Raw genomic sequence first — 15198 nt, forward strand, 5'->3', positions numbered from 1 at the left:
TCGTAAAAAATTCCATAGCAAAGAATTCCGCCGAGCAAAATTCGAGCTGCGAGCAGTTTGCTACGCAAAATTCTATGGATCGAAATTTCGCTTCTAAAAATTCCACCGAATTGGATGCCGCTTGCCAGAATTCTGTTGAAGCAAATTCCGCTTGCGCAGAATGTAGCGGCGAAAATTCCGCGAAATTTAACCGCGCGTCCGCATGCGAGAGCTCTACGGATGAGAATTTCACTCGCAAGGATTTGGACGCACAAAATTCCGCCACGAAAAATTTGGATTGCGAAAAGCAAAGCGTGCAAAATTCAGCCTGCGAAAAACTCATCGCGCAAAATTCGAGCCACGAGCAGTCCGTAGCACAAAATTCGAGCTGCGAAAAATATGCCGTGCGCCTAGAAAGCTCCGCCGCGCGCGATCTGCTGGAGCTGTACTGCGGGCACGGCAACTTCACCATCCCGCTTGCGGCTAAATTTAACCGCGTGCTGGCGAGCGAAATTTCAAAAAACTCGATTGCGAATGCGCGCATAAACTGCGAGCTCAACGGCATTTGCAACGCGCAATTTGTCCGTCTTAGCGCAGATGAGCTGATGAGCGCGTTTGCGCGGCGGCGCGAGTTTGAGCGGCTAAAGGGGATCGATATTTTCGGTTACGATTTTTCGCACGTCTTGATTGATCCGCCGCGAGCGGGGCTGGAGCCTAGCGTGATTGATTTCATAAAAAATTTTCAAAATTTGATCTACATCTCCTGTAACCCGCAGACGCTTTTTGAAAATTTACGCTCGCTTTGCGCTACGCACGAGGTGCAGAGGTTTGCGATCTTCGATCAGTTCGCGCATACGAGCCATATTGAATGCGGCGTGCTGCTGCGGCGTAGGAGCTAGGCGTGAGCCCAGACCGAAGCTGCGGATTTAGGCTGCGCGCGGGATAAAATTTCGCCTAAAATATGTATAATAACAAAATTTAAAATTACGAAAGGAAGTAGATGGTTGATCTAAATAAAATCATCCAAGCAAAGCGCACGATAAACGATTTCGTCTATAAAACGCCCTTTGCTCTGGCGCCGAAGCTAAGTAGAATTTACGGCGCGGAAGTGTATCTCAAAAGCGAGAATTTGCAGCGCACCGGCGCATATAAGATTCGCGGCGCTTACAATAAAATCGCGCATCTTACGGACGAGGAGCGTGCGCACGGCGTCATCTGCGCAAGCGCTGGCAACCACGCTCAAGGCGTAGCGATGAGCGCGCAAAAATTCGGCGTGCGCGCCGTGATCGTAATGCCTGAAGCCACGCCGCTTCTAAAGATCAGCGGCACGAAGGCTCTGGGCGCGGAGATCATTTTGCAGGGCGATAATTTCGACGAGGCGTACGCGTTTGCGCTGGAATATGCGAAGGAGCACAATCTGACGTTCGTGCATCCCTTCAACGACGAGTTCGTCCAGGCGGGCCAAGGCACGATCGCGCTTGAGATGATCGAAGAGGTCGCAGATCTTGAATACATCGTCGTTCCAGTTGGCGGCGGCGGGCTTGCGACGGGGGTTTGCAGCTGCGCCAAGCAGATCAATCCGGACATCAAAATCATCGCCGTAGCCGCCAAGGGCGCGCCTGCGATGCACGATAGCTTCGTCGCGAAAAAGCCGCTAAATTCCGAATCGGTCCGCACCATCGCCGACGGCATTGCGGTGCGGGATACGAGCGAGATCACACTCTCTACGATCATCGAGTGCGTCGATGAGTTCGTACAGGTCGATGACGAGGAGATCGCAAGCGCGATACTCTATCTGCTAGAGCAGCAAAAAATCATCGTCGAGGGCGCGGGCGCGGCGGGTGTAGCGGCGCTAATGAACGCGAAATTTGCATTCCCCGCGGGCGCAAAGATCGGCATCATCCTAAGCGGCGGCAACATCGACGTGCAGATGCTAAACATCATCATCGAAAAAGGTCTTATCAAGTCGCACCGCAAGATGACGATCAACGTCACGCTCGTCGATAAGCCGGGCGCGCTTACGGGGCTTACCGAAATCTTGCGCCGCGCCAATGCAAACATCGTCAAGATCGACTATGACCGCTTCTCGACCAATATCGAGTACGGCGACGCGCAGATCACGATCACGCTTGAGACCAAGGGCAAGGCTCATCAAGAAGACATCGCCTGGGCGCTCAAAAACGCAGGGTATGATTTTAGGGAGATTTTATAAAATTTCGCGGGAGTTTGTAAAATTTGTTTTCGCTCGTGAATTTACCTGAAATTGCCAAATTTACTCGCTTGCATCCTGATCGCGGCTTGCAGCGGGTAAATTTTAAATTTGCCTCCATTTTATATCCGTCGTGCCGAAACACTTTACGCTCTTGATTTTAAATTTTACGTAGAATTTAAAATTCCAAATATGCGGCGCAAGCCGCAGTTTAAATTTAACGCGGACACAGTCCGCCCCGCTAGCGTCGCGCGGGTGGGGGTTGGTAAGGGGGCGGGTGCGCCTAGCAACTCTGAGCGCCGCCCCCTTACGAATATCGCGCATAATGCATCCAAGCGCTAAGTTATATCCATGAAATTTTATAGAAACTTACAAAATAAAATTTTATCGCCAAATTCACAGCCAGTGAAATTTATGCCGTGATTTCTGTTATTCTTGGGGCGGGAAGGGGGCTTGAATTGCGAGGTCACACTTCTCGCAGAGGCGGCGCTGCCTCGCAGCACCGCATTGCTCTGCTCGCCCACAAACCCCGCCCATCCCCTGACGACGATAGCGGTGGGGCGGACTGCGTCCGCGTTAAATTTTATAATTGCGGATCGCTTCTTTAAAATTTCTTTTGCGATTTTGAAATTTCGCGTTGCAAAAATCGTAAAATTTTAATTGCACTACAAATCGGCGCTGTATTTTGCTAAAATACCGATAAAATTTTAAAGGATGAAATTTGGAAAATTTTGCTTTTCTTCTAAATTTAGTAATATTCTGCATCTTGGTTTTTATGTTTTTTAAGATGCGCAAAAGCGGCGAACAAGCGAGCAAGCCGCAGATCGCCACCGACATCACGCGGCTTAAAAGCATCGGCGAGCTGAGCGTTTTTAAAATTTACTCCAAAGAGATCGTCACGCGCAAGCAAAACGTAGGCAGTGGGCTGCTGGGCTCGCTCGTATCGCCGCTGATGACGAAAAAGCAGATCGCCATCATCTTCGAGTTTGAGATCGAGTTCGTTTACGACCTGCTAAGCCCCGACTTTGCGATACTGCCGCAGGGCGAGGATCGCTACGAGATCAAGATGCCGCCGTGCAAATACAAATACTCGATCAAAGATATGAAAATTTACGACGAGAAAAACGCCAAGCTGCTGCCGTTTCTGCTGCCCGATTCGCTAAACGGGCTATTCGGCGCGAGCTTTGACGAGAGTGATAAAAACCGCCTGATTGACGACGCCAAGGACGAGGTCAAGCAGCTCTCGCTAAAAATCATCAACGATCTGGGCGGCAAGATCCACAAATCTGCGACCGACACGCTGGAGGCGATCGCCAAGAGCTTCGGCGCGAAGGAGGTCGGATTTATCTTCCAGGACAAGGCGCTTCAGACGATCGATATAAACTCCAGCGAGATCGCAATCGATAAATCGCTAAAATCGCAGATCGAGAAGTAGATGGAGCTTTTTAAGGCGCTTTTTAAAATTTACTTCGCCCGCATGCTCGCGTTTATGGATGCTTGCGCGAGGGCTTGGCAGCGATTTTATGAACCGATTAGGCTGCGCAAAGAGAAAAAGCGCCTGCGTGCGAAGGGCTATTTTACCGAGGATGCGACGTGGGCGGAGTTTTTCGCGGATTTTAAATTTTGCAAATGCTTTATCATCAAAAAAATCCTCTATCCGAACTTCTACGCGATCAAAAACTCCTCCAAATGGGAGGCGGGCTCAAAGCGAGCTAGTTTTTCGGTGGGCTCGTTTGCATACGACGAGATCGCGTGGGTGTGGGTGCCGCGAGCCTTTGACGGCGGGAGGAAAAACGATTTGGAAAAGCTAAAAAATCTACTACAAAAGATCCCCGCGCTGCGATACGAGCAGAGCGATACGGGGATTAAAATTTTCGGCTACGAGTAAGGTAATTCGGCCGGCGAAAATTTGGTGATGAAATTTGGTGATGCGCTCGCGCCGAGAAATTTCACGCATTCGCTGCGAAATTTCGATACGTTAGCGCCTCGTACATGCACGTTTGCTCGGCGTGAAATTTGCACGCTCTGGGCTGCTGCGAAATTTCGCGCAAATACCCGCTGCATAAATTTGATGCAAAAAGCGGGCTTGCATTTTGCGCGTAAATTCTGCGCGAGCGTGCGTCTGTGCGTGGGATTTGCGCGCGGCAGTTGTTTTTGGTGCGGCGTCTTGCGGATTTAAATTTATGCGCTCAATCGCGTCGTATTTTTGATACGCGGCACGGCACGGAATTTTGCCGTTTAGGAAGCGCGCCGTGCGGCAAATTTCGCAACAGAAAATGTCGCATCAATTTCGCCGCATTCAAATTTCGGCAGGTAAAATTTGCCTTGCGGCATCGTGTCGCGCAAAAATTCGCCGATCGCGGCGCAAAAACAGACGCGCTCAATTTCGCGGTAGAGATTTCGGCGCGGCACAATTTGTAAGCGTAAAATTTACCGCCTGTTTTCATTGCGTTGGCGTGAGCCGACTTGAAGTGCGGCACAATTTGTGGATGCGAGACTGCGCCGCAGCGGTTCCGTCGATGCGGCAGATGTAAATTTAAAAATAAAGAGCAAAAATGGTTCAACTACTACTTGATAAAGCGAGGGCTCTGCTTGCGCCCGCGCCGAAATTTTATTTCGGCCTATGCGGCGCGGTGGGTGTATTTTGGCTCGTCGTCGCGCTTAATTTGATCGTTTGCGCGGCGCGGGCGTATTACTTTTACGGCGTGGAAGATCGCATATTTTCGCGGATCTTTGAGGATTTTTGCTGCATTTTGATCATAAATTTGCTCATCTTTCATCTCTGCTTCGTCGTTTTTAGAAGATTTTTCGGGCTTGCCGCTCTGTTTGTGCTAGCGATCAATACGCTTTGTGCGGCTATCTCGCTCTTTTTGGTCGTTTTTTTTCGACTCCGCTTTTAACGTCGTCGCGCTCGATGCGATAATCCACACCGACGCGAACGAAAGTAAGGAATTCGCCGCGCAATTTCTCAGCGCGGGCGTGATCTGCTCTTTGCTCGCATTCGCGACCGCGACGTTTGTCGCGCTGAAGTTTAAAAAAAAGCTCGTGCAGCGCGAGGCTGCGAGCCGCATTTAGCGTGATCTATCCGATTTGTGTGGTCATTTTTTGCATTTTTACGGCGACCAAAATCGCAAGCGGTGGCGAGCGTTATCGCGCGACGCTCGGCACATACGCTCCGCTTGAGTTCGCGTTCGTCGTAAAAGATTATCTCGGCGATGCAAATTTCCTTGCCGATCTGCAAAGCATCGAGCGTGGCTACGACGAGGCGAAGCGGGCGAATTCCGCGCTTGATTTTAACGCAACGCAGATTAAAAACGTCGTGCTGATTATCGGCGAGAGCCTGCAGCGCGGCCATATGTCGCTTTACGGATACGGCAAAGATACGACGCCTTTGCTAAACGATCTGCAGCGGCGGGGGCTGCTTATTAAATTTAGCGATACTGTTTCGTGCTACGGCGCGACCAATCCCGCGCTGATGCGGATACTTAATTTCAGCGACTACGAAAGCGAGCGCGAAAGGCCGTGGTTTGAGAGCCTTAGCATTATCGATATGTTCGCGCTGAGCGGCTTTCGCACGATGTGGATCAGCAATTAAGAAGCCTTCGGCAAATTTGCCCTTAGCGCAAAAAGTGCCGCCGATCGCGCCGAAAAAAAGCATCTTTCTTTCCACAAGCGATCAGCTCGATAGCATGCGAGTCGCGCACGACGGCGCGCTGCTGCCGATCATCAAAGAGGCGAAAAAATCGCAGCGCGAGCGAAATTTCTACGTCGTGCATCTCATGGGAAATCATATGGACTATAAAAAACGCTATCCCGAGGAATTTGATAAATTTAAAAGCGACGATATCGCCTTACCGTTTACGCAAAAGCAAAAGGTCGCCCTCGCGTGCTGCGATAACAGCGTGCTGTATAACGACTACGTGGTGAATGAAATTCATCGGATGAGGACAGCCTCATCGTCTATCTCAGCGATCACGGAGAGAATATCTATGAGCAAAACGGCCTCATCGGGCACAACATCAATACCCGATTCACCTACGAAATTCCGCTGCTTTTCATCGCTTCAAAAAGCTTTATCGCCGATCATGCGGAGCTTTGGCGGCGCATAGGCGCGGCGAAGGACGAGCCTTTTATGAGCGACGATCTGGCTCACGTGCTCGCCGATATTTTAGGCATAGAGCCGCTGCAGTTTAACGTGCGCAAAAGCCCGCTGCGCGATGAATTTGACGCTTCGCGCAGGCGAATGACGAACGGGGTGGATTACGACGAAAATTTAAAAGGTAGGGGAGGATACGGGCGGTAAACGGCTCCGCGCCGAAATTTAAGGCTTTACGCGCCGTATTGCTTCCGATGCCGTCTACGATCGGGTCGGCTCGAAGCTGCACTTGATTTTGCCGCGAGCGTCAAATTTAACGCCCGTATTTTCGGCGCGAAGCGACCGTCTAACGCAATCGCGCTCGGAAATTTACCAATATCGCGGAGCATTTGCTACGAGCCCGCAGCATCAATTCGGCGTTACCGTTGCGCTGCAAATTTATGCGCCGGCGTGATGCTAAATTCGTTTCTTGAGGATGGGCGATTTTTGCGATTTCACAATGTAAATTGAGCGAAATTTATTGCGTTTGTGCTTTAAATTTACGCCGCAAAACGAATATTTTTTAATGCTACTTTAAAAATTTAATAGTTAATAATTCTTTAATATTGATAGGAGTATAATACATTTCAAATTTTAGCGTGCAAAAGCGTCGCTAAATTGAGTTCGCTTGCCGCTATTTCATCTCGCATTTATGGAGGAGTTCAAAATGCACAGTAAAACTATCGGCGCGAGTTTATCTTTGGCGCTCGCCGGCCAACTTTACGCCATACCCGTTGCGAATCCGCTTACGATCGATAAAACCACGGATTTAAATAATTACGACGTCTATGAAAAAGACGTCGACGACGGAACCCTAACGGTAAAAAATCCGACCGCCGCGCAGATAATTACGCTCGATAGCCAACCGAGCGATAATTCCCCGTTGAATAATATCATCGTAAATAGCGCCACGGCAGCCGATCAGACGCTTAAGGGCAATGCTTTGACGATGAACGGCGGTACGCTCAATAGTATAAACGTAGCTTCCTCGCAGCAGGACGGTACCGTATTTAGCGAAAATACACTGAATCTAAACGGCGGTGAGCTCAGGAAAACGCATCTCGTTGAATCAAACGGTAGAGCTACGGCTACGAAAAATGTCTTAAATTTAAACGGCACTATGATTTATCACGGTCTTTCGGTTGTAGATATCAATGGAGGTGCGGCGAATGAAAATACGCTTAATATCAACGGTACCAAAGGCGAACGTTTAACGACTACCTTTACCACTGCGTATCTCGGCAATAGCGGCACCGCCGATGGTAACGTTTTAAATATCAACGGCGGCACGATCGGCGATTCGTTGAGCGCTATGCGGGCCGCATTTGCATGGGGAAATAGTAAGCTTACGAACAACGTCGTAAATCTCAAAGATGCGGACGATCTTCGCGGTAGGATAGACGTTGCAAATATAATGTGGGCGCACGACGGTGCGGAAGCGAGAGATAATGTGCTTAACGTATATGTCCGCGATAAAGATTGGAGCCGATTGGATCTCTGCGTCGCATTCGGTCGGGAAAACCAAAAATTAAGCGGCAACACTTTCAACGTCTACGGCAAAAACGATACGTTTAAATCGATCGCGGGCTTTGAAAAACTCAATTTCTATCTAGCCGCGGATACCGCAAACGACGAGACGATTTTAAATTTAGTAAGCGGCGAGCTAACCGATATAAGCAAAGCGACTATCGGCGTGGGTATAGCAAACGGAGCGGATAAGCTCAAATCGGGCGATCGCGTAAATCTCATAAAAACCGCAAGCGGGATAAAATTCGGCGATATGGCTAACCGCTCCGAACAGTTAGTTCAAAGCGGGCTTTCGACTGCCTATACATTCGCCTTGCGTAGCGCTAACGACGATAAAGACCTGATCGCCGACGTAACCAAAATCACGATAAATCCCGATCCGCAGCCTCTGCCGAATTCTGATCGAATCGGAGCGAAGCTAATGGCGCAAAATAAAAATACGCTGGAAACCGGCGCCGCGGTGCTAGGCGCGATAAATCAAAGCGACGATATCCTTTCGGGAATAACGGATACCGCAGACGGAACGTTTGCGTATGCGGGAGGTTTTAATATGCGCTACAATTCCGGCTCCTATGTAGAAAACAAAGGTATCTCCGTGCTCGCAGGAGCGATGGGCCGTATTGGGGACGGCGCGAGCCTGGGAGGATACGTAGAAACGGGCGGCGGTAAATATGAGAGCTTCAATGATTTCGCCGTCAAAGGCAGCGGCGATCTCAAATACGCGGGGGCGGGCATTGTGAGCGAATTCGACTTGGCGGAAAATTTCTATGCCAAATCGGGAGCCAAAATCGGTCGCATCAAATCGGACTACGAGGCTTCTCTGGCCTCGGGAAGGGCCGAATACGACGTAACGAGAACCTACTACGGGGCAAATTTAGCCCTCGGCAAGATTTTCGAGCTGAGCGCTAATCTCAATGCGGACGTTTATGTCAAGGGCTTTTATACGCATATCGATTCTAAGAAAACGGAGGTCTTGGGCGAGGGCATCAAGCTGGAGGGTATCGATTCTGTAAGAAGCAGGGCAGGCGCTCGATTTAATTTCGACGTAAGCGATAACGTGGAGCTTTTCGCGGGAGCCGCTTTCGAGCGAGAATTTAAAGGCAAGATCGGCGGCTATAATAGTACCTACGCTATGGATATTGATGCCGCGAGCGTCAAGGGCAATACCGCTATCGGCGAGATCGGCGCGAAGTATTCGAGCGGCAAGCTGGATACTTCCTTGAAACTAGAGGGTTTAAGCGGCAAGAAAGAAGGGATCAACGCGGGATTGCGCTTCGTTTATAAATTTTAAGCGGCTAAAGTATGCTCTAGCCTGCGTCGGTGCAATCAAAGGGCGGGATTGAAATTGAAATCGGAGCTTTTAAATTTAGGTATAAAATCAAATTTTTTAGCTGCATACTATTGAAAAAGATTGGGCTTGCCGAGCGCATCGTCTCGGGAGCGCAAACGACGGATAAAATTTCGTTTGGATACGAGCCGATATGCCTGCAAAAGGCGTATGCATTGAATTTGAAACGCCCGCTTTCATTATGCGCGATGAAGATATTTTAAACTCAAGGCATCGTAACGTCGCGATGTAAATCTCAATAGTCGCATCGTAGTAAAGTTTGCAAACCTTTCGCGGCGCATTTTTCGCTACAATTTACAAAACGGCGTCAAAAAAAAGCGAGCGTCTTTGGCGCAGACGCTCGCTAGGCCCCTGCTACGCCGCGTTTGCAAACGCCGTCGCCGATACGCTCGGGCTGAGCGGTGCGCAACGAGGATTTAAAATTCCAAACTCCGCCTTTGCAAGATGAAATTCCGCGCTTATTTCGTTGCACCGTAAATTTTAAAATGTGCGAAATTGTACCGCTTAGGCGATCGAAAAACAATCGCAATGCGGCGATTCAAATTTAAACCTCTCGCGTAAAATCGTCGCCCTGCGCGCCTAATGCCACAGATCCTGCGAGCTCGCGGAGTTTTTTATATTAAGCCACGCAAGAAGTAGCACTACGGACGCCAACGGCTTTAAGATTAAATTTAGCAGTTCCATGCAATTTATGACGCCCATCGTTATAGCGGCGGGGGCCGGTATTTTGAACATCATGCCGTAGATGATATCTGCGGCGACATCAACGATTAGCAGTGCGGCATATACGGCAAAAAGCCTGCATCCGGTGGCGGCACGCAACTTAAAATTTATAATTATCCAAGCGAGCGTAACCGCAAATATCAAATACGGCACGTATATTTGCAGCCTATTACAATCACATCTTCTAAGTATATAAATGGCTGAAAAATATAGCAGCGCCGCAAGCGCAATGCTGTAGGCGTATTTGAAGATTATAAAAACCTGCGGACCCGTGATATTTTGGATGTTTTTAAGCGCGTGGTAAAGGAATGTGAAGGCAAAAATCCACACTAAGATTTGAGAATCCAAGTACGTGATCTCGCCTTTTATAGAATACGCTATGCTCGCGACCAGTAGGCAGAGCGCGCCGAGCGTGCCTTGCAGCTTCGCTCTTTGAAAATCTTCGTTCATTTTATACCTTTAAATTTTAATGTGCGGCTCGCAGTTTACGTCGTGCAGATGAACAGCGAGCGGTTTTGACGCGGCTGTGTCTTTGCCAAAACAGCGCGAGCAGCGTGAAATTTCATATTTGCAAACGCCCCGGCGCAGACTAAATTTAAACTCCGCGCGGTATAAACGCGAGCAAATTTTATCTCCGCTTAGCTCCATATATCTTTTGCTTTGGCGGAGTTTTTCATGCTAAGCCACGCAAGTAGCAGTACCGCGGGCGCCAAGGGCTCGAAGATTAAATTCGCTAGCGCCATATATTTTACGACGCTAGCCGTTATAAGCTCGGGAGCTAGTACTTGAAGCATGCCATATAGGATGTTTGCGCCGATGCCTGCGATTAGAATAGCGGCATATACGGCGAAAAGTCTGCATCCGGTAGCGGCGCGCAATTTAAAATTTATAATTATCCAAACGACCTTCATCGCAAGCACTAAAAACGGCTCAAATGCTAGCAATTGATCGTGATAGGTTTTGCCGAATAGATAAACGGCTACGTAACCTAGCAGCACTAAAACCGCGATATTGTAGGTATATTTGAAGATCGTAAAGACCTGAGAGCCCGTGATATTTTGGATGTTTGCAAGCGCGTAGTGAAAGAACGTGAAGGCAAAAAGCCACGCTAAGACCCGAGCGATTTCCGAATACGCGACCTCGTCGCTTAGAAGATACGTCGCGCTTGCTATCAATAGGCAGAGCGCGCCGAGCGTGCCTTGCATCTTCGCTCTTTGAAAAGCTTTATTCATTTTATCCCTTTAAATTTTAATGCGCAGCTCGCTACGATGCGAGTGCCGTTTCGATTTATCGCCGCGTGGCTTTAAATTTAGCGTCGCCGCTGCAAATGCTTTAATTTGGCTCCGTCATTGCAAATGTTTCATGCTCGGCGCCGCCGCAAATGTTTAGCATAGCGCAGCTACCGCGAATTTAATTTGCACCGCCACAAATTATTTATACTTGACGCCGCCGCTCGCGCAATACGTTTTGAAAGGAGATTTTACGCAAATTTTGTTTAAAATGGATTTAACTTTCTAAATTTAAAAGCGGCGGCGTAGAATTTGCACTGTGCCTGAAAATTTAAACGCAGCGCGAAAGCAAATGGCGTGAAAATTATGCACCGTGTAAAATTTAAAGGCAGTGAAAATTTATACGCCAATCTGTTTTTAAAAAATTCATAGCGGAGCGATTAAATTTAATCAAGAGAGCGGATTAAATTTAGCGGTTTTCAAAAGTGCAAATTTAGCCGACGGCGGCGCAAATACGCTTTTAAATTTAAAAATCCATCGCCGAGATAAATTTGACTATGCGCGGCGAGTCGCTGCTGAAAAATTCCTCCGCCGTACCGTCAAATTCGATATTGCCGCGCTCTAAAAATAAAATTCGATCCGCGACTTTGCGGGCGAAGTTCATATTATGCGTGACGATGATGAGCGAGTCGCGTTCCTTGCTGAGGCCGCCGATGACCTTCAAAACCTCGGCCTCAAGCTCCGGATCAAGCGCGCTCGTGGGCTCGTCCAAAAGCAAAAAATACGGCTTCATCGCAAGCGCTCGTGCTATCGCCACTCGCTGCGATTGACCGCCCGAGAGCCTGCTTGGATACTCGTGCTCCTTGCCCTTTAGCCCGACCTTTTCAAGTAGCGCCAAAGCCTCAATTTCTACCTGCTCTTTCGGGATTTTTAGCACCTGCACGGGGCCTTCCGTTACGTTTTGTAGAGCCGTTAGGTGCGGAAATAGATTAAAGCTCTGAAAGACCATCCCCGTGTGCTCGCGAAATGGCAGCATATCTTTTTGCGAGATTTTACCGGCGAAGCTTATCTTATCGCCTCCAAGCTCAAGCTCGCCGCCGTCCGGGATCTCGAGTAAATTTATACAACGCAGCAGGGTTGATTTACCAGAGCCCGAGCTTCCTAAAATAACCGTCGTCTGCCCGTCTTTAAATTCTAAATTTAAGCCGTTTAAAACAACGCTGTCGCCGAATTTTTTAGTCAAATTTTTAAATTTTATCATCACACGTACCTTGAAAATCTCTTCTCGAGCCTAGCTTGCAAAAACGTCAAAAACGTGCAGACTATCAAGTAAAAAAGCGCGGCGAGCACGTAAAGCGTGAGCGGATCGAAGGTGCGCGCGGCGATGCGCTGAGCGACCATAAACATATCGACCATCGTAATAGAAGCCGCAAGCGAGGTATCTTTTAGCGTGCTAATAAAGATATTTGAAAGCGGAGGCAGCGAGATGCGCGCGGCTTGCGGAGCGATTATACGGCGTAAAATTTGCGCATAGCTCATACCAAGCGCCGTAGCGGCTTCCCACTGGCCTTTGGGCACCGAAAGCACGGCCGCCCTAACGGCCTCGGAAGCGTAAGCGCCGATATTTAGGCTGAAAGTTATGATCGCCGCGCTCCAAACATCGAGCGTAACGCCCACGATCGGCAGACCGAAATATACGATAAAAAGCTGCACTAAAAGCGGCGTGCCGCGAAATATCCAGATATAAAATTCGCTAAGTTGCTTTAAAATTTTGATATTTGCTATGCGCGCGATCGCCGTTAGCACCGCGATAAGAAGTCCCAGCGAAAAGGAGATCGCCGTAAGAGGCAGCGTCACCTTTATCATCGCTAGCGCCATAGGTTGTAGCGAGCTTAACAAAAGCTCGCTTATACGGTCAAATTCGTTCATCGCCATCTACCGCGAGACATCTTTGCCGAAATACCTGATCGAAATTTCAGCCAGCTTGCCTTCGTTTTTTAGCTCCTCTATCGCCTTGCTGATCTGATCGGCAAGCTCAGTATTGCCTTTTTGCACGATAGGTGCGGTATAGTCGGTATCGCTTCCCTCGGCGGCTATTTTAACCGGAGCGCCAGGGCGCTGCTTGATGAAGTCGTAAAATACGATATTATCGCGCACGACGGTATCTACGCGCTTGCTAACAAGAAGCTCCATACTCTTGCTAAAGCTATCGACCGTGACGTTTTGCGCCCCGTAGCTAGCGGCCACCTTCGCCCAGTTGCTGGTAGCGGAGTCAGCGTTTTTTTTACCTTTTAGATCATCAAAGCTTTTGATATCGTCGTTGTCTTTATGAGTGATGATAGCGCCGTGCACGACCGTATAGGGCTCTGCGTAGTCGTATTTTTTCTTGCGCTCATCGGTAACGCTTACTTGATTAAATACCGCATCGGCCTTACCCGCATCAAATGCCGCAAGCATCGCATCCCACGGAGCGGTTAAGAATTCGATCTTTAAATTTAGCTTCTTAGCGACTTCGCGAGCGATATCTACGTCGTAGCCTACGAGCTCATTTTTATCGTCATAGTATGAAAACGGCGCGTAAGTACCTTCCGTAGCGATTGTTAAAATGCCTTCTTTTATGGTTTTGGCGTTTAAATTTAGCGTAAGAAGTGCACCTAGAGTCAAAATTTTTAGTAGTTTTGAAACCATCTTTTATCCTTTAAATTTAGCTGCTTTTATGCGAGTAAATTTTACTCCGAGATATCTTTACCGAAGTATTTGACCGAAATCTCTTTTAGCTTGCCTTCGCTTTTTAGCTCACTAAGAGCCTTGTTTACGTCGTTTACGAGCTCTTCGTTACCCTTTTTTACGATGGCTGCGGAGTAGATCGGCTCGCTACCGCTAGCGGCTATTTTTAGCGGGGCGTTTGGACGCTGATTTATGTAATCGTAGAAAGTCACGCTGTCATTTATCGTCGCATCCGCACGGCGGCTGATGATGAGCTCCACCCCTTTACTAAAGCCGTCTACGGTGACGATTTGCGCGCCGTATTTTTGCGCGATACCGGCCCAGTTGCTAGTCGCCGAATGCGCGCTCTTCTTGCCTTTTAGATCCTCGAAGCTTTTGATTTCGTTATTGTCTTTGTGCGTGACTAGTGCGGCGTAGGCGACGGTGTAGGGAACGGTGTAATCGTATTTTTTCTTACGCTCGTCCGTGATACTTACTTGATTAAATACTATGTCAGCCTTGCCCGCATCAAATGCCGCAAGCATCGCATCCCACGGAGCTTCGACGAATTCCGCTTTTAAATTTAACTTTTTAGCGACTTCGCGTGCCACTTCTACGTCGTAGCCCGTTAGCGCGTCGTTTTTATCGTGGTATGAGTAGGGCGAATACGTGCCTTCGGTCGCGATTTTCAAAACGCCGTTTTCGAGAGTTTTTGCATTTGCGCCGGTTAAAAGAGCGAGGCTCGCCAAAGCAAGTAGAGAAGATTTTAGTAGTTTTTTCATTTTTTGTCCTTTTTAAATTTATCGTTGGCTATTCATCTAAAAAGGCCCGCGAGTGCGGAGTTGAAATATCTTTTTAAATGTTTAGCGACCTGCTAAGCACTTAAAAAGATATTCGTGCCTAGCGCCCTAGCTTTTTGTTTCGCAACAACACATGTCGCACATATCGTTTTTCATAGCGTACCTTTCGAGTAAAATTTGGCGGTGATTTTATGCAAAAAAAGTTTAAGATAAAATAAATTTATATCAAAATTTCGGATTTAATTTTTAAAAGAAGTGCTAAATTTAAGGCATAAAATTTTACTTTGATATCGATTGAATCGTGGTGCGGGCTAAATTTTAATTTGTCATCCATATTAGATCCGTCGCGCTGGAAGTTAAAATAAAGTCGCCTACGCCTAAAGCGGCATTTCATAGGGCTTATGAAAATTTATTTTGCGTTATTTTTGCTGAAAATATATAATTTAATCCAAAATTTATATACACTTCGCTATTATTTCGTTTTAAATTTCGCGGCCCACTCGTCTAGTGGTTAGGACGCTGGCCTCTCACGCCGGTAACAG

17 protein-coding genes and 1 pseudogene are annotated in these 15198 nt (G+C 48.2%); 10 read left to right on the forward strand and 8 right to left on the reverse strand.

The window, feature by feature from the left end:
* Nucleotides 1-74: 74 nt before the first annotated feature.
* Nucleotides 75-878, forward strand: a complete 804-nt coding sequence (locus Q0438_RS03855; RefSeq protein ID WP_299187578.1) for a methyltransferase domain-containing protein — start codon at nucleotides 75-77, stop codon at nucleotides 876-878.
* Nucleotides 879-979: 101 nt separating this feature from the next.
* Nucleotides 980-2191 carry a threonine ammonia-lyase gene (gene ilvA, locus Q0438_RS03860; RefSeq protein WP_299187557.1) on the forward strand — a complete coding sequence of 404 codons (1212 nt, stop codon included), beginning with the start codon at nucleotides 980-982 and terminating at the stop codon, nucleotides 2189-2191.
* 102 nt (nucleotides 2192-2293) lie between these two features.
* Here ilvA and Q0438_RS03865 read toward each other — a convergent pair whose 3' ends face one another.
* Nucleotides 2294-2512, reverse strand: coding sequence for a hypothetical protein (locus tag Q0438_RS03865; RefSeq protein ID WP_299187558.1), 219 nt, complete (start codon nucleotides 2510-2512; stop codon nucleotides 2294-2296).
* Nucleotides 2513-2909: 397 nt separating this feature from the next.
* Here Q0438_RS03865 and Q0438_RS03870 point away from each other — a divergent pair, with 397 nt between their 5' ends.
* From Q0438_RS03870 to Q0438_RS03905, 8 genes and pseudogenes are all read left to right on the forward strand, one after another.
* On the forward strand, nucleotides 2910-3623 hold the full coding sequence (locus Q0438_RS03870; RefSeq protein ID WP_299187559.1) for a DUF4230 domain-containing protein: 714 nt from the start codon (nucleotides 2910-2912) through the stop codon (nucleotides 3621-3623).
* On the forward strand, nucleotides 3624-4076 hold the full coding sequence (locus tag Q0438_RS03875; RefSeq protein WP_298786406.1) for a hypothetical protein: 453 nt from the start codon (nucleotides 3624-3626) through the stop codon (nucleotides 4074-4076). It abuts the gene before it with no gap.
* A gap of 667 nt (nucleotides 4077-4743) precedes the next feature.
* Nucleotides 4744-5088 (forward strand): hypothetical protein, encoded by a 345-nt coding sequence (locus tag Q0438_RS03880; RefSeq protein ID WP_291936246.1) that lies wholly within the window; start codon nucleotides 4744-4746, stop codon nucleotides 5086-5088.
* Between the two features lie 194 nt (nucleotides 5089-5282).
* Entirely contained in the window at nucleotides 5283-5783 is a 501-nt protein-coding gene (locus Q0438_RS03885; protein ID WP_299187560.1) for a sulfatase-like hydrolase/transferase, read from the forward strand.
* 94 nt (nucleotides 5784-5877) lie between these two features.
* Nucleotides 5878-6305 (forward strand): annotated as a pseudogene (locus Q0438_RS03890) (sulfatase-like hydrolase/transferase); the annotation flags it as partial.
* A 15-nt stretch (nucleotides 6306-6320) separates the two neighbouring features.
* Complete coding sequence (locus tag Q0438_RS03895; protein WP_005872049.1) at nucleotides 6321-6491, forward strand: hypothetical protein; 171 nt, start codon at nucleotides 6321-6323, stop codon at nucleotides 6489-6491.
* A 499-nt stretch (nucleotides 6492-6990) separates the two neighbouring features.
* Entirely contained in the window at nucleotides 6991-9141 is a 2151-nt protein-coding gene (locus Q0438_RS03900) for an autotransporter outer membrane beta-barrel domain-containing protein (protein WP_299187562.1), read from the forward strand.
* Nucleotides 9142-9251: 110 nt separating this feature from the next.
* Nucleotides 9252-9401: a hypothetical protein gene (locus tag Q0438_RS03905; RefSeq protein WP_156187200.1), complete on the forward strand. Its 150-nt coding sequence runs from the start codon at nucleotides 9252-9254 to the stop codon at nucleotides 9399-9401.
* 376 nt (nucleotides 9402-9777) lie between these two features.
* Here the strand turns inward: Q0438_RS03905 and Q0438_RS03910 are convergent, their stop codons facing one another.
* From Q0438_RS03910 to Q0438_RS03940, 7 genes are all read right to left on the reverse strand, one after another.
* The gene (locus tag Q0438_RS03910) at nucleotides 9778-10371 is read right to left on the reverse strand and encodes a hypothetical protein (RefSeq protein ID WP_299187565.1); all 594 of its coding nucleotides are present in this window, start codon (nucleotides 10369-10371) and stop codon (nucleotides 9778-9780) included.
* A 9-nt stretch (nucleotides 10372-10380) separates the two neighbouring features.
* A complete protein-coding gene (locus tag Q0438_RS03915) occupies nucleotides 10381-10569 on the reverse strand; it encodes a hypothetical protein (RefSeq protein WP_299187567.1) in 189 nt (62 codons plus the stop codon).
* Nucleotides 10560-11153, reverse strand: coding sequence for a hypothetical protein (locus Q0438_RS03920; protein ID WP_299187569.1), 594 nt, complete (start codon nucleotides 11151-11153; stop codon nucleotides 10560-10562). The genes Q0438_RS03915 and Q0438_RS03920 overlap by 10 nt, the downstream gene beginning before the upstream one ends.
* Nucleotides 11154-11676: 523 nt before the next feature.
* Nucleotides 11677-12411, reverse strand: a complete 735-nt coding sequence (locus Q0438_RS03925; protein ID WP_299187572.1) for an amino acid ABC transporter ATP-binding protein — start codon at nucleotides 12409-12411, stop codon at nucleotides 11677-11679.
* Nucleotides 12411-13079, reverse strand: coding sequence for an amino acid ABC transporter permease (locus Q0438_RS03930; RefSeq protein WP_185898187.1), 669 nt, complete (start codon nucleotides 13077-13079; stop codon nucleotides 12411-12413). Before Q0438_RS03930 ends, Q0438_RS03925 begins: the two co-directional genes overlap by 1 nt.
* A gap of 6 nt (nucleotides 13080-13085) precedes the next feature.
* A complete protein-coding gene (locus Q0438_RS03935) occupies nucleotides 13086-13838 on the reverse strand; it encodes an amino acid ABC transporter substrate-binding protein (RefSeq protein ID WP_299187575.1) in 753 nt (250 codons plus the stop codon).
* Nucleotides 13839-13879: 41 nt separating this feature from the next.
* On the reverse strand, nucleotides 13880-14638 hold the full coding sequence (locus Q0438_RS03940) for an amino acid ABC transporter substrate-binding protein (protein ID WP_299187577.1): 759 nt from the start codon (nucleotides 14636-14638) through the stop codon (nucleotides 13880-13882).
* Nucleotides 14639-15198: the final 560 nt, after the last annotated feature.

Source organism: uncultured Campylobacter sp. (assembly GCF_938030785.1).
Lineage (GTDB): Bacteria > Campylobacterota > Campylobacteria > Campylobacterales > Campylobacteraceae > Campylobacter_B.

What these genes read in the sequence shown, in the direction of transcription:
- Q0438_RS03920 (WP_299187569.1), bottom strand. Translation starts at nt 11,153, where the DNA reads ATGAATAAAGCTTTTCAAAGAGCGAAGATGCAAGGCACGCTCGGCGCG.
- Q0438_RS03895 (WP_005872049.1), top strand. Translation starts at nt 6,321, where the DNA reads ATGAGCGACGATCTGGCTCACGTGCTCGCCGATATTTTAGGCATAGAG.
- Q0438_RS03935 (WP_299187575.1), bottom strand. Translation starts at nt 13,838, where the DNA reads ATGGTTTCAAAACTACTAAAAATTTTGACTCTAGGTGCACTTCTTACG.
- Q0438_RS03875 (WP_298786406.1), top strand. Translation starts at nt 3,624, where the DNA reads ATGGAGCTTTTTAAGGCGCTTTTTAAAATTTACTTCGCCCGCATGCTC.
- Q0438_RS03915 (WP_299187567.1), bottom strand. Translation starts at nt 10,569, where the DNA reads ATGGAGCTAAGCGGAGATAAAATTTGCTCGCGTTTATACCGCGCGGAG.
- Q0438_RS03940 (WP_299187577.1), bottom strand. Translation starts at nt 14,638, where the DNA reads ATGAAAAAACTACTAAAATCTTCTCTACTTGCTTTGGCGAGCCTCGCT.
- Q0438_RS03925 (WP_299187572.1), bottom strand. Translation starts at nt 12,411, where the DNA reads ATGATAAAATTTAAAAATTTGACTAAAAAATTCGGCGACAGCGTTGTT.
- Q0438_RS03930 (WP_185898187.1), bottom strand. Translation starts at nt 13,079, where the DNA reads ATGAACGAATTTGACCGTATAAGCGAGCTTTTGTTAAGCTCGCTACAA.
- Q0438_RS03865 (WP_299187558.1), bottom strand. Translation starts at nt 2,512, where the DNA reads ATGCGCGATATTCGTAAGGGGGCGGCGCTCAGAGTTGCTAGGCGCACC.
- ilvA (WP_299187557.1), top strand. Translation starts at nt 980, where the DNA reads ATGGTTGATCTAAATAAAATCATCCAAGCAAAGCGCACGATAAACGAT.
- Q0438_RS03855 (WP_299187578.1), top strand. Translation starts at nt 75, where the DNA reads ATGGATCGAAATTTCGCTTCTAAAAATTCCACCGAATTGGATGCCGCT.
- Q0438_RS03900 (WP_299187562.1), top strand. Translation starts at nt 6,991, where the DNA reads ATGCACAGTAAAACTATCGGCGCGAGTTTATCTTTGGCGCTCGCCGGC.
- Q0438_RS03880 (WP_291936246.1), top strand. Translation starts at nt 4,744, where the DNA reads ATGGTTCAACTACTACTTGATAAAGCGAGGGCTCTGCTTGCGCCCGCG.
- Q0438_RS03910 (WP_299187565.1), bottom strand. Translation starts at nt 10,371, where the DNA reads ATGAACGAAGATTTTCAAAGAGCGAAGCTGCAAGGCACGCTCGGCGCG.